Annotated in this window: 19 protein-coding genes and 1 pseudogene; 5 read left to right on the forward strand and 15 right to left on the reverse strand. The window is 73.3% G+C overall.

Annotated features, from left to right (window positions below):
- Nucleotides 1-19: 19 nt before the first annotated feature.
- The 14 genes from QSK45_RS12840 to QSK45_RS12905 all read right to left on the reverse strand — a co-directional run bounded on the left by QSK45_RS12840 (nucleotide 20) and on the right by QSK45_RS12905 (nucleotide 14,882).
- Complete coding sequence (locus tag QSK45_RS12840) at nucleotides 20-202, reverse strand: rubredoxin (protein WP_285556240.1); 183 nt, start codon at nucleotides 200-202, stop codon at nucleotides 20-22.
- Entirely contained in the window at nucleotides 199-1,086 is an 888-nt protein-coding gene (locus QSK45_RS12845) for an alpha/beta fold hydrolase (RefSeq protein ID WP_285556241.1), read from the reverse strand. The genes QSK45_RS12840 and QSK45_RS12845 overlap by 4 nt, the downstream gene beginning before the upstream one ends.
- Nucleotides 1,083-2,186 carry a fatty acid desaturase gene (locus tag QSK45_RS12850; RefSeq protein WP_285556242.1) on the reverse strand — a complete coding sequence of 368 codons (1,104 nt, stop codon included), beginning with the start codon at nucleotides 2,184-2,186 and terminating at the stop codon, nucleotides 1,083-1,085. The genes QSK45_RS12845 and QSK45_RS12850 overlap by 4 nt, the downstream gene beginning before the upstream one ends.
- Before the next feature lie 22 nt (nucleotides 2,187-2,208).
- Entirely contained in the window at nucleotides 2,209-2,490 is a 282-nt protein-coding gene (locus QSK45_RS12855; protein WP_285556244.1) for an acyl carrier protein, read from the reverse strand.
- A 42-nt stretch (nucleotides 2,491-2,532) separates the two neighbouring features.
- Nucleotides 2,533-3,474, reverse strand: a complete 942-nt coding sequence (locus QSK45_RS12860) for an acyl-CoA desaturase (RefSeq protein ID WP_285556245.1) — start codon at nucleotides 3,472-3,474, stop codon at nucleotides 2,533-2,535.
- Between the two features lie 3 nt (nucleotides 3,475-3,477).
- Nucleotides 3,478-4,449: an acyl-CoA desaturase gene (locus tag QSK45_RS12865; RefSeq protein ID WP_285556247.1), complete on the reverse strand. Its 972-nt coding sequence runs from the start codon at nucleotides 4,447-4,449 to the stop codon at nucleotides 3,478-3,480.
- A complete protein-coding gene (locus QSK45_RS12870) occupies nucleotides 4,446-6,209 on the reverse strand; it encodes a fatty acyl-AMP ligase (protein WP_285556249.1) in 1,764 nt (587 codons plus the stop codon). The genes QSK45_RS12865 and QSK45_RS12870 overlap by 4 nt, the downstream gene beginning before the upstream one ends.
- A gap of 70 nt (nucleotides 6,210-6,279) precedes the next feature.
- The gene (locus tag QSK45_RS12875; protein WP_285556251.1) at nucleotides 6,280-7,074 is read right to left on the reverse strand and encodes a thioesterase family protein; all 795 of its coding nucleotides are present in this window, start codon (nucleotides 7,072-7,074) and stop codon (nucleotides 6,280-6,282) included.
- A 125-nt stretch (nucleotides 7,075-7,199) separates the two neighbouring features.
- A complete protein-coding gene (locus tag QSK45_RS12880; RefSeq protein ID WP_285556253.1) occupies nucleotides 7,200-8,090 on the reverse strand; it encodes an alpha/beta fold hydrolase in 891 nt (296 codons plus the stop codon).
- A 73-nt stretch (nucleotides 8,091-8,163) separates the two neighbouring features.
- Entirely contained in the window at nucleotides 8,164-9,396 is a 1,233-nt protein-coding gene (locus QSK45_RS12885) for a cytochrome P450 (protein WP_285556254.1), read from the reverse strand.
- A gap of 702 nt (nucleotides 9,397-10,098) precedes the next feature.
- A complete protein-coding gene (locus tag QSK45_RS12890) occupies nucleotides 10,099-11,538 on the reverse strand; it encodes a DHA2 family efflux MFS transporter permease subunit (protein ID WP_285556255.1) in 1,440 nt (479 codons plus the stop codon).
- Nucleotides 11,539-12,066: 528 nt separating this feature from the next.
- Nucleotides 12,067-13,212 carry an MGDG synthase family glycosyltransferase gene (locus QSK45_RS12895; protein WP_285556257.1) on the reverse strand — a complete coding sequence of 382 codons (1,146 nt, stop codon included), beginning with the start codon at nucleotides 13,210-13,212 and terminating at the stop codon, nucleotides 12,067-12,069.
- 662 nt (nucleotides 13,213-13,874) lie between these two features.
- Nucleotides 13,875-14,291, reverse strand: coding sequence for a glycosyl hydrolase (locus tag QSK45_RS12900; protein ID WP_285556258.1), 417 nt, complete (start codon nucleotides 14,289-14,291; stop codon nucleotides 13,875-13,877).
- 201 nt (nucleotides 14,292-14,492) lie between these two features.
- Nucleotides 14,493-14,882 (reverse strand): RidA family protein, encoded by a 390-nt coding sequence (locus tag QSK45_RS12905; RefSeq protein ID WP_285556259.1) that lies wholly within the window; start codon nucleotides 14,880-14,882, stop codon nucleotides 14,493-14,495.
- 72 nt (nucleotides 14,883-14,954) lie between these two features.
- On the opposite strand from QSK45_RS12905, the gene QSK45_RS12910 reads away from it, so the two are divergent.
- Nucleotides 14,955-15,917 (forward strand): LysR family transcriptional regulator, encoded by a 963-nt coding sequence (locus QSK45_RS12910; RefSeq protein ID WP_285556260.1) that lies wholly within the window; start codon nucleotides 14,955-14,957, stop codon nucleotides 15,915-15,917.
- Between the two features lie 370 nt (nucleotides 15,918-16,287).
- Nucleotides 16,288-16,410: pseudogene (locus tag QSK45_RS38485) on the forward strand (DUF4097 family beta strand repeat-containing protein); the annotation flags it as partial.
- Between the two features lie 198 nt (nucleotides 16,411-16,608).
- Here QSK45_RS38485 and QSK45_RS38490 read toward each other — a convergent pair.
- The gene (locus QSK45_RS38490) at nucleotides 16,609-18,639 is read right to left on the reverse strand and encodes an eCIS core domain-containing protein (protein WP_490993554.1); all 2,031 of its coding nucleotides are present in this window, start codon (nucleotides 18,637-18,639) and stop codon (nucleotides 16,609-16,611) included.
- A 488-nt stretch (nucleotides 18,640-19,127) separates the two neighbouring features.
- Between QSK45_RS38490 and QSK45_RS12920 the strand changes: the two genes are divergently transcribed.
- The 3 genes from QSK45_RS12920 to QSK45_RS12930 all read left to right on the forward strand — a co-directional run bounded on the left by QSK45_RS12920 (nucleotide 19,128) and on the right by QSK45_RS12930 (nucleotide 22,781).
- Nucleotides 19,128-20,189: a LacI family DNA-binding transcriptional regulator gene (locus QSK45_RS12920; RefSeq protein WP_285556261.1), complete on the forward strand. Its 1,062-nt coding sequence runs from the start codon at nucleotides 19,128-19,130 to the stop codon at nucleotides 20,187-20,189.
- Nucleotides 20,190-20,315: 126 nt separating this feature from the next.
- Nucleotides 20,316-21,989, forward strand: a complete 1,674-nt coding sequence (araB, locus tag QSK45_RS12925) for a ribulokinase (protein WP_285556262.1) — start codon at nucleotides 20,316-20,318, stop codon at nucleotides 21,987-21,989.
- Between the two features lie 87 nt (nucleotides 21,990-22,076).
- Nucleotides 22,077-22,781: an L-ribulose-5-phosphate 4-epimerase gene (locus QSK45_RS12930; protein ID WP_285556264.1), complete on the forward strand. Its 705-nt coding sequence runs from the start codon at nucleotides 22,077-22,079 to the stop codon at nucleotides 22,779-22,781.
- Nucleotides 22,782-22,786 lie beyond the last annotated feature (5 nt).

Genomic DNA, 22,786 nt, shown 5'->3' on the forward strand with positions numbered 1-22,786 from the left:
CCGCCCGCCGGGGCGCGCCTCAGAGTTCCTCCATGACGAAGTCCTCCTTGCTCGCCCCGCACGCCGGGCACTCCCAGTCGTCGGGAATGTCCTCCCACCGGGTGCCCGGCGCGATGCCCTCCTCCGGCAGGCCGAGGGCCTCGTAGTAGACCCAGCCGCACAGCAGGCACATCCAGGCCCGCTTGCCAGGGGTGTCGCTCATACGATTCCTTCACGGTGCAGGTGCGTGTGCGGGCCGTCCCCGGCGGCCAGGTGCTGTGCGGCGAACCGGGACACCAGGGACGCGACGTCCCGGGACATGAGGATGCCCATGTGCCCGCCCGCCTGGTCGACCAGGCGGGCGTCCTTCAGCCCGGCCGCCACCTTCCGGGCGTCGCCGTAGGGGACCATGGCGTCGTCCGGATCGTGCAGGACCAGCGTCGGCAGATCCAGCGAGGCACCCAGCGCGACCAGGTCCCAGTGGCTGACCGGCACCCCGTTGCGCCGGTGCAGCTCCCCGTAGATCCCCTCCACCAGCGACCGGGTGAGCCGCAGCCCGCCGCCGTCCCAGCGCTCCAGGACGTCCCCGAGCGAGGCCGGCGGCGCGACCAGCACCGCGCACTGCGGCCTGCGGCCGGTGTACGCGGCCACCGCGCCGATCGCCGCGATCCCGCCCAGCGAGTGCGCCACCACCACCCGCACGTCCCCGAGCGTGTCCAGGACCGCGCCGACGGACCGCGTGTACTGGGTCATCGTGGCCTGATCACCCTTGCGGACCCCGTGCGCCGGCCCGTCGAACGCCGCGACCCGCAGCCCCAGGCCGCGCAGCGGCGGGACGAGGGAGTGCATGCTGCTGCTGTTCGCCGCCCACCCGTGCACCAGCAGCGCACTGCCCTCGCCGCTGCCCTCGTTCCACGCGAACCCGTCGGTGACGTCCTCGTCACCGCGGACCGCGAAGTGGGCCGCGCCCAGCGGCAGGACGTCGTCCGGGCGCAACCCGTAGGTCCGCGTACTGCTGAACACGTCCGTCGCCCACCGCACCGCCACGGAGGGCGCCACCGCGCCCACCGCGGCGTGCGCGCACCTGCGCAGCCACCGGCTGGTCACTGGGCACCCTCGGCGGCACGGGACACGGCGACCTTCGGCTCCACCTTGTTGCGCGCCAGGTCCGCGTAGAACCCCGACTCGGTGTCGTAGAAGTGGAGATGACGGATGATCTCCCACATCTGCCCGAACGAGAACCGGCGTTCACGCACCATGCCCGGATAGCGGGCCTTCAGCGTCTCCTGCGCCTTGGGCAGGTTGTAGTACGGCACCACCGGCGCCACATGGTGCGCGGTGTGGATCGAGATGTTGTGCGTCAGGAACAGCAGCCACCGCGGGTACACGTAGTCGGTGGTCACCAGCAGCCGGCTGGCGTTGCGGGTCCAGTACTCGGCCGTCAGGTACGGGATGTCACTGGCACTGTGGTGCATGAGCGTGGTGGCGCTGAACCAGGCGTGCGTGGCCAGCCACGGCGCCACGAAATAGACCAGCAGCCCGGTGAACCCGGTGAAGTACACCAGCACGGCCGCGTACGGCACGGTCACCGCGGCGACGAACAGCATCGAGCGCCGCACCTCGCGCCGCTGGCTCGCCTTCGGGAAGAACCCCGGACGCAGCGCCGACTCGGCCCAGTAGTTGATGGTGCCGCCCCAGAACGCCCAGGTGCGGGTGGACACGTACACCGTCTTGTCCCACAGCGACATCCGCTCGAACATGCCCGCCGGCACCGGACGCCAGTCGGTGTCGAACTCCAGGTGATTGGTACTGCTGTGATGCATGTTGTGCACGTGCCGCCACGCGTGGAACGGGTAGATCAGCGGCAGCAGCGACACATGCCCGATCGCGTAGTTGAACCGGCGCGACCGCGAGAAGGAACCGTGCCCGCAGTCGTGCGCGATGCAGTGCAGCCCCCACCCGCCCAGCCCCGCCACGATCCACAGCGGGATCCACAGCAGCCGGCTCGGCGCGTACGCCACGCCCACGATCGCCCCCGCGTACAGCAGCCAGCTGACCGCGAAACCGGCCAGACCCCGGCCCACGCGCGGCTCGAAGTACTCCTTGGGTATCGCCCCGGCCAGGCGTTCCCCCTCCAGCTGCTCCGCCTGGCGCAGAAAGGCCCGGAAACTCTCCTCCGGCGCCGAAGGGAAGTCGAATGCACCCATGTCCTCTTCTCCTTCCAGGCGGCTAGAGCTTGAGCTCCGCGGCGAGATACCCGGTGAGCGCGTCGATGGACTGGTACTCGTACAGCAGGCCGGGCGACAGACGGCGCTCGATGACCTTCTCCAGGGCGCCGGAGACCTGCACGGCCACCCGCGAGTCCAGGCCGTAGGCCTCGAAGGTCTTCGCGGTGTCGATGTCCTCGCGCGGTATCTCCACGTGGACCACCAGGTAGTCGACGAGCCACTGGCGCAGCGCCTGCTCGGTCAGGGGCCCTTCAGGACGCTGGATCTTCTTCCGGTTGAACATGGGTGTGCCCTTCCTCGTCTCACATGCGGGTGCGGCCCCGGTTCAGGCCGCGGTCTTCGCTTCCTGCCTGCGCCGCGCGATGGTCTCCTTGTCGGGCTCGCGCAGGCCCCATACGACGCGTAGCCGGCCGAGCCCCATCAGCAGCCAGCCGCTGAGATCCGGCTCCCACCAGGTGACGCCGTGCCTGAACGAGCCGGGGAAGGCATGGTGGTTGTTCTGCAGTCCCTCGCCGAAGGTGAACACCGCGACCGGCCAGTTGTTGGCACTGCGGTCCTCGTTGTCGAAGGGCCGCCCGCCGAAGGCGTGACAGATCGACCCCACGCACCAGGCCGCCTGGTTGGCGACGAAGATCCGGGCGAGCCCGCCGAACACCAGACCGCCCAGCAGGGACATCGGGGTACGCACGATCGCGAAGTCGACCACGGCCGGGACCGCCAGACCGAGCAGCACCCACTGCGGATAGGTCCGGTTGAAGAACATCAGCCGCCTGCTGCGCAGCACGTCCGGCCCGAACACCGTGACCTTGCTGGCCTCCGGGCTCAGCATCCACGGCATGTGCGCGTACCACAGGCCGCGCATCCGCGCCTTGAACGCCCACCCGTGCAGGTTGGGGGAGTGCGGGTCGCCCTCCCGGTCGCTGAAACGGTGGTGGCGGCGGTGGGTGATCACCCAGAACATCAGCGGGCCCTGCGCGCCCATCGACCCGGCGATCATCATGACCGCCTCGAAGACGGGCGACGTCTTGAACGCCTTGTGCGCGAGATAACGGTGGAACCCCACCGTGATACCGAACATGTGCACGAAATACATGGCGGCGAACAGCCACAGATCCGTCGCGGTGTACCGCCCTGTCCACAGCAGGTACCCGGCGGCCGCGGTACCGATCAGCGGCAGGGTCATGGTGGTCAGGGCGGAGAACCGCTTGATCCGCAGACTGACGGGGTCAAGCCGGACGACAGCGTTCGCGGCCGCGGTGGCGGACATCGTTCAACTCCCTTCCTCTTCGTTCGACACGGACCGGGTCCCGGAGGCGTGCTCGGGGCGCATGCGGTCGGGGTAACGCGCGTCGCGGACCAGCCCGACGGCGTCCAGGACCCGGATGACCGCACCCGTGGGATCGACCTGCAGCAGGTTGTGCCGGTTGTGCGCCAGCGACGGCCGCGCGTGGTGGTTGTTGTGCCAGGAACCGCCCACCGAGATCGCCGCCAGCGGCGCGACGTTGCGGCTGGTGTCCCGCGTGCGGTACGGCCGGCTGCCCACCGTGTGGCCGATCGAGTTCACGGCCCAGGTGACGTGGTCCAGCAGGAAGATCCGGGCCAGCCCGCCCCACAGCAGCCCCCCCACCGCACCGCGGACCGTGCCCCCCGACAGCAGCCACCCCGCCAGGGCCGGCAGCACGAGACCGGCCAGCACCCACACGAAGTAGTACTGGTTCAGGCGCATGACGAGCCGGTCGCGGACCATGTCCGGCGCACGCCTGGCCCAGTCCTGGCGCTGCACCGTGAACAGCCAGCCCACGTGCCCGTGCCAGAACCCGCGCAGCCGCCCCGGCCAGCCCGGCCCCAGCGCGCGCGGCGAGTGCGGGTCCCCGTCACGGTCGGTGAAGGCGTGGTGCTGGCGGTGGATGGCCACCCAGAACACCACCGGCCCCTGCGCCGCCATGCTCCCCGCGATCCCCCACAACGCGGTGACGACCGGACCGGCCGCGAACGAGCGGTGCGAGAAGAACCGGTGGAAACCGCCCTCCACACCCAGCGACGTGATCGCGTACATCACCACCAGCAGCAGCCCGTCCACCCACGTGAACCCGTACCGCACCGCGAACACGACCGCCGCCGCCGTACCCAGCGTGGGCACCCCCACGGTCACCCAGGCCAGCCTGCGCGCCCCGCGGTCCACCCCCGCCGCGGCCCCGGAACGCGCCGGCGCCTCGCCCACTCCCGTCCGGGCGCCGCTCATGACACGCCCGCCGGCGCGGCGGCCGCGAACGCCTTGAGGGTCCCCTCCAGGTACGCCTTGCGGGTGTCGCGCCGCCGCACCTTGCCGCTCGTGGTCATCAGCACCGTCCCGGGCGGCCCGATGTACACCCGGCCCGGCCGCACCCCGTGCTCCTCGGTCACCGCCGCGGTCACCCGCTCCAAAAGCTCCTTCTCCCTTTGCGCGAACTCCTTCGCGGTGCCGCGGAACTCGGCGACCAGCACGACCTCCTCCTCGTCACGCGCCTCGCTGCGCACGGCGAACGCGGCGATGCGCCGCAGGTCCTCGTGGGCGCGCAGCACCGAGTGCTCGATGTCCTGGGGGTGCAGGTTGCGGCCGCTGATGACGATGAGGTCCTTCAGACGTCCGGTGACGAAGAGTTCCCCGTCGAGGAAGAACCCGAGGTCGCCGGTGCGCAGATAGGACGAGCCGGAGCCGGAGCCGGCGGGGCGGGCGCCGAAGGTGCTCGCGGACAGTTCGGGGCGCCCCAGGTAGCCGGCGGCCACGTTCGCCCCGCCGACCCAGATCTCCCCGACCTCGCCCTGCGGCAGGACCGCGAGGGTGTGCGGGTCGACGACGAGGACCTCGTGGTTCTCGGCGACCACCCCGCAGCTGACCACGCCCACCGCGTCCGCGCCGTCCGGGTCCGCGGCGCGCCGCGCGTGACCGTGCTCCAGCGCGTCCTTGTCCAGCCACTCGGTGCGGATGCTGTCACTGGCCTCGGGCTTGCCGGAGACGAACAAGGTGGCCTCCGCCAGCCCGAAGCACGGGATGAGACTGCCCGCGTCGAACCCGGCCGGCGCGAACCGCTCCCGGAAGCGTTCCATGGTGTTGCCGGAGACGGGCTCGCTGCCGCAGAACACCTGCCGCAGCCGGCTCAGGTCGAGCGTGGCCACCTCCTCGTCGCCGATGCTCTGCGCGCACAGGTCGAACGCGAAGTTCGGGCCCACCGAGATGGTCACCTTGTGGTCGGTGATCGCCTTCAGCCACCGGTAGGGGTCCTGCACGAAGTGGATCGGCGACATCATCACCAGCGGCCAGCCGCCGTGCACGGCCAGCATGATGGTGCCCATCAGCCCCATGTCGTGGTACGGCGGCAGCCACGAGCAGCCGACGCGGTCCTCCTCGTAGCCCATGTGGGCGTCCAGGACACGGCAGTTGCTCAGCAGGTTCTCGTGGGTCAGCACGATGCCCTTGGGATCTCCGGTGGAACCGGAGCTGTACTGGATCAGCGCCGGCTCGACCGCGCGCGACGGCACCTCGCCGCCCGGCTCCAGCCGGTAGAAGTCCGGCTCGGGGAAGATCCACCGCGGCCGCTCACCGGCGGCCGTGAGCTGCGCGTGGAACTGCTCGACCTGGCCGGCGAAGCGGGGGTCGGTGAGCACGGCGCGGGGCGCGCAGTCGTCGAGGACGGACAGGAAGCGCGCGGTGGCGCGCCGCCCGAACGGCGGGAAGCACGGCACGGCGGTGCAGCCGGCCTGCATGATGCCGAACAGCCCGGCGACGTAGTCGAGCCCGGGGTCCAGCGCCAGCACGATCCGGCCGCCGTCGAGGCCGCGTTCGTGCAGGTGGGCGGCGACGGCGCCGGCGCGGGCGGCGAGTTCGCCGTAGGTCCAGTCGATCAGGTGGTCGCTGGTCCCGTCCGGCAGGAAGCGGAACGCGAGCCGGTCGGGAGTCTCTTCGGCGCGGTGCTGGAGGACGTGCACCAGCGAGGATCCGGCGGACGGTGGCAACGGTCTCACAGGAATACGGCCTTTCGTGTCGGTCTCGGTGCGGGACACGTGCGTGATCTCCGTGGGAACGCGGAGTGCGTCAGACGGCGCGGACCACCCGCAGCTGGTGGGCGCTGCCCAGGTGCGTCCCGTCCACGGACCAGGCGTCCACCTGCTCGTCCACCCAGCCGTCGGGCCCGGCGGCACGCGTGGTGGCCCGCAGCAGGATCCACGGGGAGGCGGCGCCGGCGAGCCCCGGCCCCGGGCGCACGGTCAGCTCGACGGTGGGCACGACGGCGAGCGTGGACAGGATCGCCGCGTAGGAGGGGGCGAGCGCGTCCATCAGCAGGACGAACCGCAGCACGTCCGGCGCCTCGTCGTCCTCCACCAGCCGTACCCAGGCGATCAGTTCGGGCACCGGACCGCCGGCGTACGGGCGCGCCGGGCCGACGGGACGGATCTCCATGCTGGTGGCGATGGGCACGAACTCCGCCGGAATGGCGAACACCTCGCACTCCTGCGGCCGCGGCGCCTGCGGCGCCTCGGGCGCGACGGGCTGCCAGGAGCCCTCGCCGCGGCGGGCGAACACCGCGGACGCCTCGATCGCGGTCCCCTTCTCGCCCTGCGCCTGCGCGCGGACCACGCTGAGGGTCCGCCCGGCACGCACGAGGGAGCTGTCGACGGTGAAGCCCGGGTCGACGGGCCGGTCGAACCGGCCGGTGACGCTCTGCAGTTCGAGCCCGGGGGCGTGCGCCCGCATCGCGGAGGTGAGCAGGGCGAGGGCGAGCCCGCCGTGGAACCCGCCGAACCCGCGCAGGTGGTCCTCCGCCTCCAGCCACCCGCTCACCGGTTTTCTCAGGAGGGCTCCCGGTGTCGCCCCGTCAGTGTTCAGCATGCGAAGACAGCGTCCAGTCCAGGTGTGGGGGTAAAGGGTCGTCACGTGAGCACCGTTGCGGGTGCCACGCGTGGTGCCTGCCGGGAGCGGGCCCGCGCGCACGGGCCCGCCCCGGGCGAGCGGTGTCAGCCGAAGAACTGGGCCAGCTCGGCCGCGACGGTCTCGGGCTGCTCCTCCACCATGTAGTTGCGGGTGTCCTTGACCTCCACCACGCGGACGTCGCTGCCGCAGGCCGGCAGCACCCGCCGCATGTAGTCGAAGAACCCGCCGTAGGCGAGGCCCAGCACGGGCACGGACAGCTTGCCGTAGCCGCGGAAGTCGTCGATGTCCTGCTGGTAGGCCTGGAACCAGGCCTGGCTGGAGCGGATCGCCTCCGGCGAGTCGTACGCCCGCGCGTACACCTCCCGGTCCTCGGGCAGGACCGCGTCGGGGTTCACCAGGCTCAGGCCGAGCATGTAGTCGACCATGATGCGGTAGCGGCCGGCGAGCGCCTTCTCGGGGAAGCCGGGCACGATGTTGAAGGCGAGCCACCAGCGGTGCGGGCCCGGCTCCTCGGGCTTCGGCATGAGCCGGAATTCCTGGTAACTCTCGTCGATGTGCGTGGTGTTGATGATCGCCAGACGCTTGGTCGCCGCCTCGTGGTTCGCGGCGTAGGCGAAGGCGACCATGGCACCGATGCCGTGCCCGGCGATGTTGATCCGCTCGTAGCCGAGGTGCCCGGCCAGGGCGCGGATGTCGCCGGCCATGCTCTTCTTCTCGTAACCGGAATCCGGCCGGCTGGAGCCGCCCATGCCGCGGATGTCGACCGCGACGACCCGGAAACGCTCCGCCAGCCGGGGCATCACCTTGCGGTACTCCCACCACGTCTCCGGCCAGCCCGGCAGCAGGAACAGCGGATCGCCCTGCCCGCCGGTCACATAGTGCAGCCTCACCCCGTTGACGTCGGCGTACTCGCTGGTGAAATCACCGTCCAGCGATGCCGCGAGTTCCTCGTCGGACGGTACGTTCGTGCCCATCTCCTGTGCTCTCCCTTGCTGTGGTGCGGGCGGCGGGGCCGCCGTACGGCTCTTGCGGGGACGGCGCGGCGGGTCAGCCGGCCGTGACGAGCAGCCGGCCGTGCCCGCGCTGGACGATCTGGTCGCGGAACGTCGCCGGACCGGCGAGCCGCAGTCCGGGCAGCCGCCTGAGCAGCAGCGGTACGACCGTCTCGGCGGACATCCGCGCCAGCGCCGCGCCCAGGCAGAAGTGGGCGCCGCCGCTGAAGGTCAGCGGGCTGTTGTCGGCTCGGGCGGGATCGAAGACGCCGGGGTCGCCGAACCGGCGCGGATCGCGGTTGCCCGCGGCGATGAGCAGGGTCAGCGGCACGCCCTTGGCGACCTTGACGCCGAAGAACTCCAGGTCCCGGGCGGCGACCCGGTTCAGGATCTGCGCGGCCGGCTCGAAGCGCAGCGTCTCGTCGACGAAGCCGGCCGCGGCCTTCTCGTCGGTGCGCAGCCGCTCGCCCGCGCCGGGGTGTTCGAGGGCGAGGCGGACCATGTTGCTCAGCAGGTCCTGCGGCGCCTCGGTGGCGGCCACCAGCAGCAGCATGAGGTTGGCGACCAGTTCGGTCTCGCTGAGCTCGCCGGCGGCGTCGCGGGTCTTGACGAAGGCGCTGGTCAGATCGTTCGCGGGCTGCGCGCGGCGGCGGGCGACCAGGTCGTGGAAGTAGACCGCGAAGCGCTCCATCGCGGCGTCGCCCGCGGTCAGCTGGCCCATGTCGCGGATCGGCTCCAGGGTCATCGTGATGTCGCCGACACCGGAGCGGAACGCGGCGTGGTCCTCGTCGGGGATGCCGAGGAGTTCCCCGATGACGCCGACGGCCATGCGGAAGGAGAACTCCGCGACCAGGTCGACCGGTCCGCCCTCCGCGGCGAGCCGCGCGACGTGCTCGACCGTGTCCGCGGCCCGGCGCTCGACCATGGGCCGCCAGGTCTCCACGCTGCGCGCGGAGAACGCGCTCGCGAAGAAGCGCCGGTAGCGCTCGTGGTCCGGGTCGTTGGAGAAGAGCATGTTCCGGGTCAGCCAGACCCACGAGGCGTGCTCGCGCCAGCCGGGCAGCTTGCCGTCCTGGACGGCGGCGTCCGTCGACAGCAGGTCCGGCTCGCGCAGTGCCCGCGCGCACTCGGCGTGGCCGGTGACGAAGAGGTGGGCGCCGCCGACGTCGACGACCGGCCCGTGGGCCCGCATCTGCTCATACAGGGGGTACGGGTTCTGCTTGCCCTCGAAGGACAGCAGACGGCCCATCACATCGACGGGATCCGCCAGGGTTTCGGTGGGACTCACTCTCACTCCGGGTATTCGACGGCAGCCGGGCATGCGGTGCGTGCGGTACGGGGGTGTGTCCTTGCGGGCGGTACAGGGCGAGTTCGGAAATTGCCGGTCGTGCGCGGTACATCCGCGCCGTCCAGGGCCGTAACCCGGCCGGACACGCGGTTCGCGGTGCAATGGTGCAGAGCCCGAACTCAAGGGGCTCATCTGTACTGGTCTACGCGGTCGAGTTGGAATGTCCAACTCGATTGTTCGGGTGACAATAACAATCTTCATCGCCCCCGGGCAATCCCCGCGATCAGCGGATACGCAAGAGTTACGCGCCGGTAAGGTCGTGTCCGCCGGGAATGTGTATCGGCGGCGGGAACCCGGTCCGTCCAAACGTGAACGGCCGCGCGGAATACGGCAGTCCGCCCCGGTGGAAGCAAAGACACCGTTGTCAGTGACCGGTCCGCAATAGCCGGTGTGGCGCACGTCATGTCTCCACGTATCGAACGAAGGTGACGGCTGTGAATCCGCTTCTTGTCCACACACCGAACGCGCCGCGCAAAACCGGAATTCACCGGCCGCGGCCCCGGAAAAAACTGACGGCCGGTCAGATCCATCGGATCTGACCGGCCGCCGGACTCCGTCGGGCGGTATCCGCCTCACGCGCGCCCGCGACACCAGGGGGCCCCGGCCGGGCGGCCGGCCTAACCCACGGTCACCGGCACCCGCTCACGCCCCTTCGCCGGCCTCGGTGCGGCGCGGCGTCCTCCCGACGCTGCCCAGGAAGAAGCAGGCGAGCGCGGCGGCCGCGGTGGCCCCCAGGGTCATCTCCCAGCCCCGGTCGAAGGCGGCGCCCTGGTGGGCCGTCGCACCGGAGGCCCCCATGGTCGCGACGAGCAGGGAGATGCCGAGCACGGTGCCGGCCTGCCGGGCCATGGTGATGACACCGGAACCGGTGGAGAAGCTCTGCGGCGGCAGCCCGGAGACACCGGCACTGATCAGCGTGGGCAGGGTCAGGCCCACGCCGATGCCGGTGAGCAGCATGCCGGGCAGCATCCCGGCCGCGTACCCGGTGCCGGGCTCGAGCCGGGTGAGCCACCAGGCGATGCCCGCGCCGAAGACGACGCACCCGGCGAAGGCGACGACGCCGGAGCCGAAGCGGTGGATGACCGGCCCGATGCTCATGGCCAGCGCGGGCGGCAGCAGCGTGCCGGGGAAGATCGCGAGACCGGTCCTCACCGCCGACCAGTGCCACACGTCCTGGCACCACAGCACGGCCGACAGCAGCATGGCCGCGAACGCCACGGCGAACAGGACGTTGGTGAACGAAGCCGGGCTGAACGCGCGGAACTTGAACAGCGGCAGCGGCAGCACCGGCGACCGGTGGCGGGCCGAGCGCGCCACGAACCAGACCAGCAGCAGCGCCCCGAGCACGAGCGCGCCGATGAACCTCGCCGACGCCCAGCCCCAGTCGTCGCCCTTGACCAGGCCCAGCGCGACCGACGCGATGGCCACGGTCAGCAGCCCCGCACCGAGCACGTCCGCCCCCGGCAGGTCCCGCGAGGCGACCCGCGGCAGCACCCGCAGACCGCCCAGCAGCGCCGCCACACCGATCGGCACGTTCACCAGGAACACCCAGTGCCAGCTCAGGTCCGTCAGCAGCCCGCCCAGCACCGGCCCGAGCGCGCTGGCCACACCGCTGATCGCCGTCCACCCGCGCACCGACGCGAGCCGCTTCTCCGGCGGCGCGGTCGCCAGCAGCAGCCCCAGCGACGACGGGATCAGCATCGCCGCGCCGACCGCCTGCAGCACCCGCGCCCCGACCAGGAACCAGATCCCCGGCGCCAGCGCGCACAGCACCGACGAGAGCGTGAACAGCACGATGCCCGACAGATAGGCGATCCGCGGATTGACCCGGTCCGCGAGATTACCGGCCGGCACCAGCAGCGCGGCGAACACCACCGCGTACGCGTTCAGCACCCACGACAGGGACGCCAGCGACGTCCCCGAGAACTGGCGCCCGATGTCCGGCAGCGCCACATTGACGATGAACACGTCCAGATTGGCCATGGCCACACCGGCGGCGATCACCGCGAAGACCACCCCGAGCCGCGGTCGGGCCTGTGGAGGACTGAGGGTATCGGCGGTCCGGCCGTCAGGGAGGCTCATGTTCGTCACCATCTCAGTTTGGTTTTCCAACTCACTTCGGGCAGTGAAGCTAGCAACGAACGAACACACACGGCAACGCCGGCCACCCTGCTGTGACGAGGACCTCTCGGCACGTCAGACACCCTCCGCCGGTCCGCTGACCACCCGTCAGACCCCAAAAGCCGCCATAGCGGCCACACACACCGCCCCGCCCGCCACCGCCCCGGGCCCTCGCCGGCCCCTCCCGCACCCTCGCCCCTCCCGGCCGTGGCGTCCTGACGGCCCCTCGCGAGGAGCCGTACCCGCACACGCGCCTGCCGCCCGCCCGGCGACCGGCCCGCCGCACTCGCCCGCAAGCCCCGCCGCCGGCACCGCGACCGTCCGTCCGGGCGGGCGGACCGGCACCGCGGCCGTGGCCAGGACACGCTGACCCGGCAACCGGCCGGCCCGGATCCGCCGCCCCCGCCGGCAAACCCCCCCGCCTGCCCGCTCTTCGGTGCCGGCGCCGGGGACAGGGCGGGCACGGCCCGCGGCCCCGGCACGCTCCGTTCACCCGCGGGCGCCCGCCGCGGCGGCCGCGAGGACCCGCTCCAGCGGCGCGTCCTCGGCGCGGAACAGATGCCTCCCGCGGGCGATCCTCAGGTCCCGTTCCGTCCCCGGCCGGGTGAGCCGGGCCAGCGCGTCCAGCAGTGCGGCATCGTCCGCGGCCAGGTCGGAGACGCCGAGCGCGGCCATGCGCCGGGCGCCCTGCGCGAAGTGCCCCGGCAGCGGCCGGTGGCCGACGACGGGGAGCCCGGCGGCGAGCGCCTGGACGGCGGTCAGCCCCCCGGCGTTGTCCACCAGCGCCCGCGTGGCCCCCATCAGGCCGGGCATGTCCTCCTGCCAGCCCAGCGCCAGGACGCCGGGAACCCCCGCCAGCGAGGCACGCATCCGGTCGTTGCCGCCGCACAGCACCACGGGCAGATATCCGCTGCGGGCCAGGAGGCGGGCGGTGCCCTGGAGACCGGACGCGACTCCCCAGGCGCCGGCGGACATCAGGACGGGCGTCCTGCCGGGGTGCTCCCGCGTGAAGACCCGGCGCCACCGCGCGGCCGAGGGGGCGGGCACGGTGAAAGGGGGCGCGACCACCGGGCCGGTGGCGTCGGCGGGCCGGCCGGTGGCCCGGCGCACCTCCTGGGCGGCCTGCTCGGTCAGGCACAGGAAACGGTCGTTGCCCGGGTGCAGCCAGTGCCGGTGGGCGGCGAACTCGATCACGTAGACCACGCTCGGCACCGGCAGCAGCCGGTTCGCCCTGAGGTGCCCGGTGAGCTGGGCGGCGAGGTGGAAGACGGGGACCACCACGTCCACCCGGTCCCGCTCGACCAGCGCGCGCAGCCGGTCCGCGGCGAGCCGGGCCAGCGGGACACCGCTGGGGCGCGGCCCCCGCCCGGGACGCAGGAACGCGTGGTAGACCGCGCCGTAGGTCCAGGGCGCGTGCCGCACCGAGACCTGGTAGCCGCGCCGCAGCCATCCGCCGAGGCCGCGGGGCAGCAGCGCGAGGATGTCCACGCTGTCCGCCCGGTGACCGTGCGCGGCCGCCCGGCGGACGAGTTCGGCGGCCACCGTGTCGTGACCGGCTCCCATGCTCGCGCTGACGACCAGCAGCCGCGCGCCCGGCACGACGGGGCTCGCGGTGGCACCGGGCACCTCAGCCATGGCTCGCGCCGCCGGCGACGGAGAAGAGGAACGATCGCATATCGGGTGATGTGTCCGTGATGGTGGCCGGCAAACGCGGCCAGACGGCTGGTCGCCGGCGAGAACACCGCCGCCCGCGGACGACCCGGCCCGCGCCGGACCGTACGCCCCGGGACACGGTGCGTCCGAGCAGGCCGACCAGGCCGCCCACCGCCGCCCGCCTTCCTCGCCCCGCCCCGCGCGGTCCGCGGACCACCCCACACCCCGCCCGCAGCCGGCCCCCGCAGCGCACGCCACCCTGACCCGGCCCCCTTCCGCTTGCCGTGCGGGGCGGCCCCCGCGCTGCTCCGGGGCGCCCCGCGGCCGGCCCTCGGTTCCCCGCCCCGGCGCATGCGGGATGTGCACCCCGCCCCTGCCCCCCCTGCCCTGCCCCCCTGCCCGGCCCCCGCCCGCGGCCGGCCCCCGCGCCTGCCCCACTGCCCCGCGCGCCTGTCCCCGCCCCCGCCCCCGTTCCCGACGCCCCGCGTCCCCCGGCGGCCGTCGGTGTCGTACCCGGCCGCCCGGGGCCCCGCCCCGGGGTGCCGCCGTCCTTGTTCGAGGACGGCCGGCGCGGCGGCCCGGCGGGGTGCGAGCCGGGCGCCGCCGCGGCGGCTTCGGCCGGGCGGCGACCGCCCGGCGGCCGGTCAGTACCAGCTGGTGCAGGTGATCGCCGTGTCGTAGCCGGAGTCGCCGCAGGCACGCATCAGCTTGCCGTCGCTGTCCCGCCACGCCTCGGTCCAGACGCTGCCTCCGCTGCTGATCTCCGTCCAGCCCAGCTGGGGCTCCCAGGTCCGGCCGCCGTCGCTGCTGCGGTCCACCCAGACGTGCATGCCCGGCTCGCCGCCGACGATGCGGCCCCAGGCGCAGGTGCTGTTCCCCGAGCCGTTGGCCCGCAGTTCGATGCCCTGCCCCTTGCCGCCGAACGCGGTCCGCACGGTGGTGGCGTGGTTGTTGTCGCAGCCGTCGGCGGCGCGGGCCGCCGTGGCACCGGCCAGGGTGAGCAGGCCGGAGAGCAGTGCCGCGGCCGAGAGCGCCGCCGCCGCCTTCTTCTTCGTACGCATCGTTCGTTCCCCTCGTTCACGGCGCGAGGCCGTCGTAACTGGTGATCGAAGTCTGCGCACCCGTGGCGCCGGTGCCCACCTCGCACCACACAGGTTGACGTTCCCCGGGGCACTCTCCGCGCCCGCCGCGGACGTCGCGGTGCTCGCCCCGCCGTCCGCCCGTCAGTCCGCCTCCGGGCAGCACGGACGACGCGCGGACGGTCACACGGTGGTCCGCCGGGCGTCCACCTCGATCTCGATCTTCATGCGGGGATCGGCGAGACCGCACATGAGCATCGTGGCGGCCGGCCGGACCCCGCCGAAGGCGCGACGCAGCACCGGCCAGCAGGGCTCGAAGTCGGCCCGGTCGGGCAGCAGGTAACGCACCCGCACCACGTCGGCGAAGGAGCACTCCGCTTCGTCCAGGGCCGCCTCGATGTTGCGCAGGCACTGCTCGGCCTGCTCCACCACGTCGTCGGAGATCGTCATGGTGGTGTAGTCGAATCCGGTCGTCCCGGACACATGAACCCGGTCGCCGTCGACCACGGCGCGGGCATAGCCGATCTGTTCCTCAAACGTCGAGCCGCCGAGGATGGAACGTCGCTCTGTCATGCGGCGAACGCTAAGTGACCAGCACTGATACGTCTAATACACCTTCAGGCGCGCGGTGATATCTCTACGCGTATGGAGCGCCCCGAACTTCCCCTGCCGCAGCTGCACGCCTTCGTCGTGCTCGCCGAGGAACTCCACTTCGGCCACGCCGCCACCCGCCTGGGCATCGCCCAGCCGCCGCTGAGCCAGCAGATCCGCCGCCTGGAGGACAAGGTCGGATACGCGCTGTTCAGCCGCGAACCCGGGCGCATCGCCCTCACCCCGGCGGGCCGGGAACTCCTCCCCGCCGCCCGGCGTGCCCTCACCGATCTCGCCGAGGGCCTGGCCGCGGCCCGGGACGCCGGCAGTGGCAGGGCCGGCCGCCTGCGGATCGGCTTCGCTGCCTCCCTCGCCCTCACCGTCCTCCCCAGCCTGCTGCGGACCTTCCGGGAACGGTTTCCCGCGGTGGACCTCGACATCCAGGAGATGACCACCACGCCGCAACTGGCCGCTCTGCGCGAAAGGACGATCGACATCGGCCTGTTGCGGGAGCCGCCCGCCCATGACGCGGAACTCGGGTTCGAGACCGTGCTGGCCGAACCGTTCGTGGCCGTCCTGCCCGCCTCGCACCCCCTCGCCGCACAACGAGCCGTCCGGGTCGAGCAGTTGGCGGACAGCCCCTTCGTGCTCCTGCCTCGCGCCGTCGGCCCGCCGCTGTACGACCAGATCGCCGGTCTCTGCGCCGCTGCCGGCTTCACCCCCCACGTGACGCAGCACGCCGTGGAATGGCAGACCGTCTGCGCCCTGGTGGAAACCGGCCTCGGCGTGTCACTGGCCCCGGAGAGCATCCGCCGCATCCGCCTCAAAGGCGTCGCCTTCCGCAGGATCGAGCCCGGCACCGCGCGTACACGAGTCGCCGTCGCCTGGCGCAAGAACGACTCGAACCCCCTCCTGCCGGGCATCCTGGCCGCCCTCGACCAGGATCCGCCGGGCCGGTCCCCGACCCGGCGCGGTACCGCGGGCGGCGCGAGCCGATCCGCTGCCGACCGGCCCTGACCGGCGTGGCGGCCGGTCCCGTCCCTCCGGCCGGCGCCGTGCCCGGACGAGGACGGCGGCGAGGCGGGGCGCGGCCCGGCGGGAGACGGCGCGTCTGCCGCTGGCGCGGGGCCGGGCCGCGCCACCGCCCGAGCCGGCTGGTGCAGCGGTCGACGGTGCCGCGCTGCTGGGGGCATCGGCGTCGGACCCGGGCGGGCGCGAGCCGCCCGCGGCGGCTCGCCGCGGGCGTGACCGGCCACGGTCGGACGGCTCCGGGGCCCGCCCCGGCCGCTTCGCGGCCCGAGGACGCGGGACATGACCGCTTCGCAGGCCGGCGCGCCACCGGCCTCGCCGGCGGTGACAGCGACCGACGGCCGCAGGCCGTGCCCCGGTCGAGATCCTGCCCGCGAACCCCTCCAGGAGCCGCGACGCGAAAGCGGCGGAGCAAGCCACGGCCGCGTACGCCGACGGCGTCCTGCGGATCAGCGCCAACGCGCCCGGCAACCAGCTCTTCGAGCAGCCCCGGGACACGCCGCCCCGCAGACCGCGCCGCCCCGCAGACCGCCGTCGCACGGGAAACGACCCGCCCCGGGACCGCGCAGGCCCGGACGGGCAACCGCCCATGGCGCGTTCCCCGAGGACCGGCAAGCGCGGCGTCGACGGACGGTAGACGGCTCCGCCCCGGGCGCGAGCCGGAGCCGCCTGCCGCCCGCTACGTCATATCCATCATGTCCCCGACGGGCGCCCCCGCCGCCCCGGCCGGGGCGGCCCCCTGGTCCATGGCCTGCTGCCAGACGGCCTGGGCCTCGTTCGGGGGCATGCCGCTCCCGCCGAGGTTGGCCTTGCGCGCCTCGTCGAGCACCGTCTTGAACATCGGCCACAACTGCCCCGGCCCGGTGGCCCGCTCGGAGATCCAGCGCATCTCCACCGGCGCCGCCTTCTGCCCGCCCAGGTACGGCGCGACCACCGGTGACGGCTCGTCGGGCCGCTCCAGTGCCTTGCCGGGGGCGACGACCGGGAAGTCCGTGTCCCCGTGGAGCAGACTGCGCAGCATCTGCTCCGTGTTGGCCACACCGGACTCCCCGTGCCCGTAGATCGGTTCACGCGGCTTCGCCCGGTCGCCCGGATAACTCCCCACCATCTTCTGCCAGAACGCCGTGTTCGTCTCGGCGAAGGTGGCGTGGAACCACTGGGCGAGTTCCTTGATCCGGGCGTCGGGGATGGTGAAGGACCGCAGCGTATCGGTGGTCGAGGTCTGCCGCAGCGCCCCCAGGTTCGCCAGTTTCAGCAGCAGCGGCACCGCGTTCTTCGTCGTCGAGTTCGCACCGCGGGCGCCGCCCTCGACCATGGCCGTGCCGATGGCGTAGGACAGGCCCATGGCCAGGGTGCCCGTGAGGGCCTCCTGGTCGCCGCCCTCCAGCGGCCGGCCCGCCAGCTGCGGTGCGATCTCGCGCAGCCGCCCCAGCGACGTGGCGACCGTGCGGGCCGCGTGGGTCCAGGCGTCCGCGATGTGCTCGTTGCCCGGCCGGCGCCGCGAGCCGTGGTCGACGCCGCCCTGGAAGGAGTAGAGCGAGGGCAGGCCCGAGGGCACCACGCCGACGGTGGCCTGGACGTAGAACTCCCACTGCACCGAGCTCTGGAAGTCCGCGATGGCCGCCTGCAACGCCGTGTCCGCGAACAGCCGGGGGCCGAGCCAGGCCTGCAGCTCGGCCAGCGGCAGCCCGGTCCCGTACTGCGTCGTGCCCGGGATCTGAAGCGCCTTGTGCTGCGGGTCCTGCCCGATCATCGCCTGCGCGTGGGCCTCGATCCGCTGGGCGAGCTCCTGCACCGCGCGGTCCGAGCCGGGGGCCATCTCGTCGAACGGCGCCGTCACGTACTCCAGGTTGCTCAGGGAGGACTGCTGCGGCTTGCCGACGGCCGGGACGCTGTCCGGCCCGACCAGCCCGGCCAGGACCCGGTGGATCGCCGCGGCCTTCCGGCTGAGCACGTTGTGGTCGGTGAGCAGGGACAGGTTCGCCTCGTTGAGCAGACGCTGGCCGTAGGGGACACCGCCGTTGAAGAACGCTCCGATCACCGGATCCGGCTGACGCCCCTCGACCGGGTTGAGGCCGTGCAGGCTGCCCTGGCCGAAACTGGGCAGACTCAGCTCCGCCTCGAACCCCACGAGCCGCTGCACGCTCGCCCCGGCCGGCGCGCCGGCCCCGGCAGGGCCGGAACACCCCGAAGCCCCCCCGCCCGCCTCCCCGGCCGCACGCGCCACCGGCACCGGCCCGGACATCACCCGCCGCGCATTGGCCTCGGCCGCCCGCTCGAACCGGTCCGAAGGATCACTCACCCGCAGACCGTCACCCCGGTCCGTACCCGCGACCGGCCCCCGACGCTGCTGGACGACATGGGTCAGCTCATGGGCCAGCGTGTGCTTGTCCGCACCACCGTCACCGAGGACGACATGACTGCCCGACGTGTACGCACGCGCCCCGACCGCCCGCGCCGACCGGCCGGCGGCCGCCCCGGTGTGCACCCGCACATCCGAGAAGTCCGCCCCCAGCCGCGCCTCCATCTCCTCGCGCAGCGGCCCGTCGAGCGGACGTCCGGGCGCCCTGAGCACATCCCGGACCGCGTCCCCCCGCCCCGGCTCCGGCTCCGCCGCGCCCCCCGAGGCGGCGGAGCGGGCCACCATGGCGGCCACCGCCGCGTTGCCCGCACTGCGCTGAAGCGACTCCAGCGCCCCCGGGCCCAGCACGGGAGGCGCCGTGACCGGCCCTCCCGGCCGCTCCGGCGAGCGCTTCCCCGCAGCCGGTCCGCGCCCGGCACGGGCACTCTCACGACCACCACCGCGCTCGGCCCGGGACAGGGACGTCGGCACGCTCGGCCTCCTGACGGCACATAGGGAACTCGACCCCCCAACGGATACCCGACCCGCCCCCGCGGCGACAGGCCCGCAAGGGCAGCATCGAGGGCAACCCCGGCGGAACCCCCGCCACCCCGCCCGTACGACGCCGCCACCCCGCCCGTACGCCACCCCGCCCGTACGCCGCCGCCACCCCCCGCCCGTACGCCGCCGCCACCCCTGCGCCCACCCCCGGCGCCCCGCCCCGCCGGAGACCTCCCACAGCGGCGAACCCGGGGACGGACCAGGCGACTTCGGCATGCCCCGACCCTGCCGCGCACGTCCCTTGACGCACCTGCCTGTGAGCGCTAACAATGATGCCCATCACGGATCGGAGCCTCATGTCGCAGACCGCTGGCCGCACCGGCCCCCGCAAGGCGCCCACCATGGAGGACGTCGCGCAACTCGCAGGCGTGTCGCACCAGACGGTGTCGCGGGTGCTGAGCGACCACCCCAATGTGCGCGAGTCGACCCGGGCCGAGGTGCTCAGGGCGATCGGGCAGCTGGGGTACCGGCGGAACTCCTCGGCTCGGGCGCTGGTCACCCGGCGCACGCTCACCCTGGGCGTGGTGGCCTGCAATCCGACGCTCTTCGGCCCGTCCAGCACGCTGTTCGGCCTGGAGGAGGCCGCGCGGGACGAGGGCTACATGGTCTCGGCGGTCACCCTGCGCCGCTACTCGGCCGCCGCCCTCAGGGAGGCGATCGACCACCTCAGCGACTGGGGGGTGGAGGGCATCGTGGTGATCGTCCCGCACCGCGAGGCGGTCACCGCGCTGGCCGAACTGCGGCTGCCCTTCCCCGTGGTGACCGTGGAGGGCGGGCACGACCTGCCGATCCCGGTGGTCTCGGTGGACCAGCGGCTCGGGGCCCGGATGGCGACGAGCCACCTGCTGGCCGCCGGCCACCGCACGGTCTGGCACGTCGCGGGCCCGCCGAGCTGGCTGGAGGCGGAGGCGCGGGCCGACGGCTGGCGCTCGGTGCTGGAAGAGGCCGGCGCCGTCGTACCGCCGCCGATCCAGGGCGACTGGACCCCGCTGTCGGGCTACCGGGCCGGGCAGGAACTGGCCGGCCGGGTGACCGCGGGAGCCGCGGGCCGCGGCTCCGCGGAGGTGACCGCCGTCTTCGTCGCCAACGACCAGATGGCACTGGGCGTGCTGCGCGCCCTGCGCGAGGCCGGCCTGTCGGTCCCCGGCCAGGTGGCCATCGCGGGGTTCGACGACATCCCCGAGGCCGAGTTCTTCACCCCGCCGCTCACCACCGTCCGGCAGGACTTCGCCGCACTCGGCAAGGCGAGCATCCGGCTGCTGGTCAGCCGGCTGGAGTCCGGCACCACCCAGGGCGACGACGAGCGCGTGGTGATCGAACCGCGGCTGATCGTCCGCGGCAGCAGCACCCCGTCCTGACGGCGCTCCACGACCCCTCGATTCCCTGCGACCCGCCCGGTGACCGCACCGCACCCGCGGGGCGCGAAGCGGCGGCGTCCGGCGCGGCACGGGATTCGCCCGCGCCGGCCACGACTGGAGGAGACCTTGACCACCGATCCCCCCGCGGTCACCGTCGGCATCGACTTCGGCACCCTCTCCGGACGGGCCCTGGTCGTGGCCGTCGAGGACGGCACGGAACTGGGCAGCGCCGTCCACGAGTACACCCACGGCGTGGTCGACCGGGAGCTGCCCTGCGGGGTCCCGCTGCCGCCCGACTGGGCGCTGCAGATACCCCAGGACTGGCGTGACGTGCTGCGCCTCGCCGTACCGCGAGCCCTCGCGGACGCCGGGGTGGCCCCCGAGCAGGTCGTGGGCGTCGCCACCGACTTCACCGCCTGCACGGTGCTCCCCGCCACCTGGGACGGCACCCCGCTGTGCGAGCTGCCCGAGTACGCCGGCCGCCCCCACGCCTACCCCAAGCTGTGGCGCCACCACGCCGCCCAGCCGGAGGCCGACCTCGTCGTCGAGCACGCGCGGCGGACCGGGCAGCCGTGGCTGGCCCGCTACGGCGGCCGGATCTCCAGCGAGTGGCAGTACGCCAAGGCACTGCAGGTGCTGCGCGAGGACCCCGACGCCTACGCCGCCGCCGACCGCTGGATCGAGGCGGCCGACTGGATCGTGTGGCAGCTCACCGGCGCCGAGAGCCGCAACCCGTGCACCGCCGGCTACAAGGGCGTCCACCAGGACGGCCGCTATCCCAACGAGGCGTTCCTGGCCCGGCTGCACCCCGGCTTCGGCGGCTTCACCGCCAAGCTGGAACACCCCCTGACCCCCCTCGGCGCCCCCGCCGGCAGACTCACCGGCCGGGCCGCCGCGCTCACCGGGCTGCGCGAGGGCACGGTCGTGGCCGCGGGGAACGTGGACGCACACGTCACCAGCGCCGCCGCCCAGGCCCTCGACCCGGGCCGGATGCTCGCCATCATGGGCACCTCCACCTGCCACATCCTCAACTCCGATGTCCTCGCCGAGGTCCCGGGCATGTGCGGGGTCGTGCGGGACGGCGTGGTGCCGGGGCTGTGGGGCTACGAGGCCGGGCAGAGCGGCGTCGGCGACATCCTGGCCTGGGCCGTGCGCAGCACCGTCCCGGAGGAGTACGCGGCCGAGGCCCGCCGGCGGGGGATCGGCGTGCACGAGCTGCTGACGGAACGCGCTTCGGCCCAACCGGTGGGCGCCCACGGGCTGCTGGCACTGGACTGGCACAGCGGCAACCGCTCGGTGCTGGTCGACCACCACCTGTCCGGGCTGGTCCTGGGCCTCACCCTCGACACCCGGCCCGAGGACGTCTACCGGGCCCTGATCGAGGCCACCGCCTTCGGCACCCGCACCATCGTCGACGCGTTCGAGGCCGCGGGCGTCCCGGTCACCGACTTCACGGCAGCCGGCGGGCTGCTGAAGAACCGCTTCCTCATGCAGGTCTACAGCGACGTGCTCAACCGTCCCGTCCACGTGCTCGCCTCGCAGCAGGGACCGGCCCTGGGCGCCGCGATCCACGCCGCCGTGGCCGCCGGCGCCCACCCCGACATCCGCACCGCCTCCGCCACGATGGGCCGCCGCCAGGAGAACGCCTACACCCCGGACCCGGTCCGGGCCGCCGCCTACGACCGCCTCCACGCCGAGTACCGCACCCTGCACGACCACTTCGGGCGCGGCGGCGACGACGTGATGCACCGGCTGCGAGCGCTGCGCTCGGCCGCCCTGTCCTCCTCTCCCAGAATGTGAGCGCTCACAAAACGGGTGTGAGCGCTCACCCCCACCCACCGCCCCTCCCGCTCCTGTCTCCCCGAGAACGCCGAGGTCGCCATGGTCATGAACGCAGAGTCCCTTTCCCCGGGCGCCGCCGACGCGGTCGCCGCGCTGCGCGAGGAGCTCGGCGAGCTCCATCAGGAACTGGTCCGCTACAACCTGGTGGTGTGGACCGGCGGGAACGTGTCCGGGCGCGTCCCGGGGCAGGACCTGTTCCTCATCAAGCCCAGCGGCGTCCCCTACGAGCGGCTGACCCCGCAGTCCATGGTCGTCTGCGACCTCGACGGACAAGTGGTCGACGGCGGGGGACTGCGGCCGTCCTCCGACACCGCCGCGCACGCCTACGTCTACCGGCACATGCCCGAGGTCGGCGGCGTCGTCCACACCCACTCCACCTACGCCTGCGCGTGGGCGGCCCGCGGCGAACCGGTGCCCTGCGTGCTGACCGCCATGGCCGACGAGTTCGGCGCCGAGATCCCGGTCGGCCCCTTCGCGGTGATCGGCGACGACTCGATCGGCCGCGGCATCGTGGAGACCCTGACCGGACACCGCTCGCCCGCCGTACTGATGCAGAACCACGGGCCGTTCACCATCGGCCCGAACCCGCGCGCCGCCGTGAAGGCCGCCGTGATGTGCGAGGACGTCGCCCGCAGCGTGCACATCTCCCGCCAGCTCGGCCGGCCGCTGCCCATCGACCCCCGGGCCGTCGACCGGCTCCACGACCGCTACCACCACGCCTACGGCCAGCCCGGCACGTCCGCCCAGTGAGGAGC

The organism is Streptomyces hygroscopicus subsp. hygroscopicus (assembly GCF_030269125.1).
Classification (GTDB): Bacteria; Actinomycetota; Actinomycetes; order Streptomycetales; family Streptomycetaceae; genus Streptomyces; species Streptomyces hygroscopicus_C.

What these genes read in the sequence shown, in the direction of transcription:
- QSK45_RS12840 (WP_285556240.1), bottom strand. Translation starts at nt 202, where the DNA reads ATGAGCGACACCCCTGGCAAGCGGGCCTGGATGTGCCTGCTGTGCGGC.
- QSK45_RS12850 (WP_285556242.1), bottom strand. Translation starts at nt 2,186, where the DNA reads ATGGGTGCATTCGACTTCCCTTCGGCGCCGGAGGAGAGTTTCCGGGCC.
- QSK45_RS12855 (WP_285556244.1), bottom strand. Translation starts at nt 2,490, where the DNA reads ATGTTCAACCGGAAGAAGATCCAGCGTCCTGAAGGGCCCCTGACCGAG.
- QSK45_RS12860 (WP_285556245.1), bottom strand. Translation starts at nt 3,474, where the DNA reads ATGTCCGCCACCGCGGCCGCGAACGCTGTCGTCCGGCTTGACCCCGTC.
- QSK45_RS12865 (WP_285556247.1), bottom strand. Translation starts at nt 4,449, where the DNA reads ATGAGCGGCGCCCGGACGGGAGTGGGCGAGGCGCCGGCGCGTTCCGGG.
- QSK45_RS12875 (WP_285556251.1), bottom strand. Translation starts at nt 7,074, where the DNA reads ATGCTGAACACTGACGGGGCGACACCGGGAGCCCTCCTGAGAAAACCG.
- QSK45_RS12880 (WP_285556253.1), bottom strand. Translation starts at nt 8,090, where the DNA reads ATGGGCACGAACGTACCGTCCGACGAGGAACTCGCGGCATCGCTGGAC.
- QSK45_RS12890 (WP_285556255.1), bottom strand. Translation starts at nt 11,538, where the DNA reads ATGAGCCTCCCTGACGGCCGGACCGCCGATACCCTCAGTCCTCCACAG.
- QSK45_RS12895 (WP_285556257.1), bottom strand. Translation starts at nt 13,212, where the DNA reads ATGGCTGAGGTGCCCGGTGCCACCGCGAGCCCCGTCGTGCCGGGCGCG.
- QSK45_RS12900 (WP_285556258.1), bottom strand. Translation starts at nt 14,291, where the DNA reads ATGCGTACGAAGAAGAAGGCGGCGGCGGCGCTCTCGGCCGCGGCACTG.
- QSK45_RS12905 (WP_285556259.1), bottom strand. Translation starts at nt 14,882, where the DNA reads ATGACAGAGCGACGTTCCATCCTCGGCGGCTCGACGTTTGAGGAACAG.
- QSK45_RS12910 (WP_285556260.1), top strand. Translation starts at nt 14,955, where the DNA reads ATGGAGCGCCCCGAACTTCCCCTGCCGCAGCTGCACGCCTTCGTCGTG.
- QSK45_RS12920 (WP_285556261.1), top strand. Translation starts at nt 19,128, where the DNA reads ATGTCGCAGACCGCTGGCCGCACCGGCCCCCGCAAGGCGCCCACCATG.
- QSK45_RS12930 (WP_285556264.1), top strand. Translation starts at nt 22,077, where the DNA reads ATGAACGCAGAGTCCCTTTCCCCGGGCGCCGCCGACGCGGTCGCCGCG.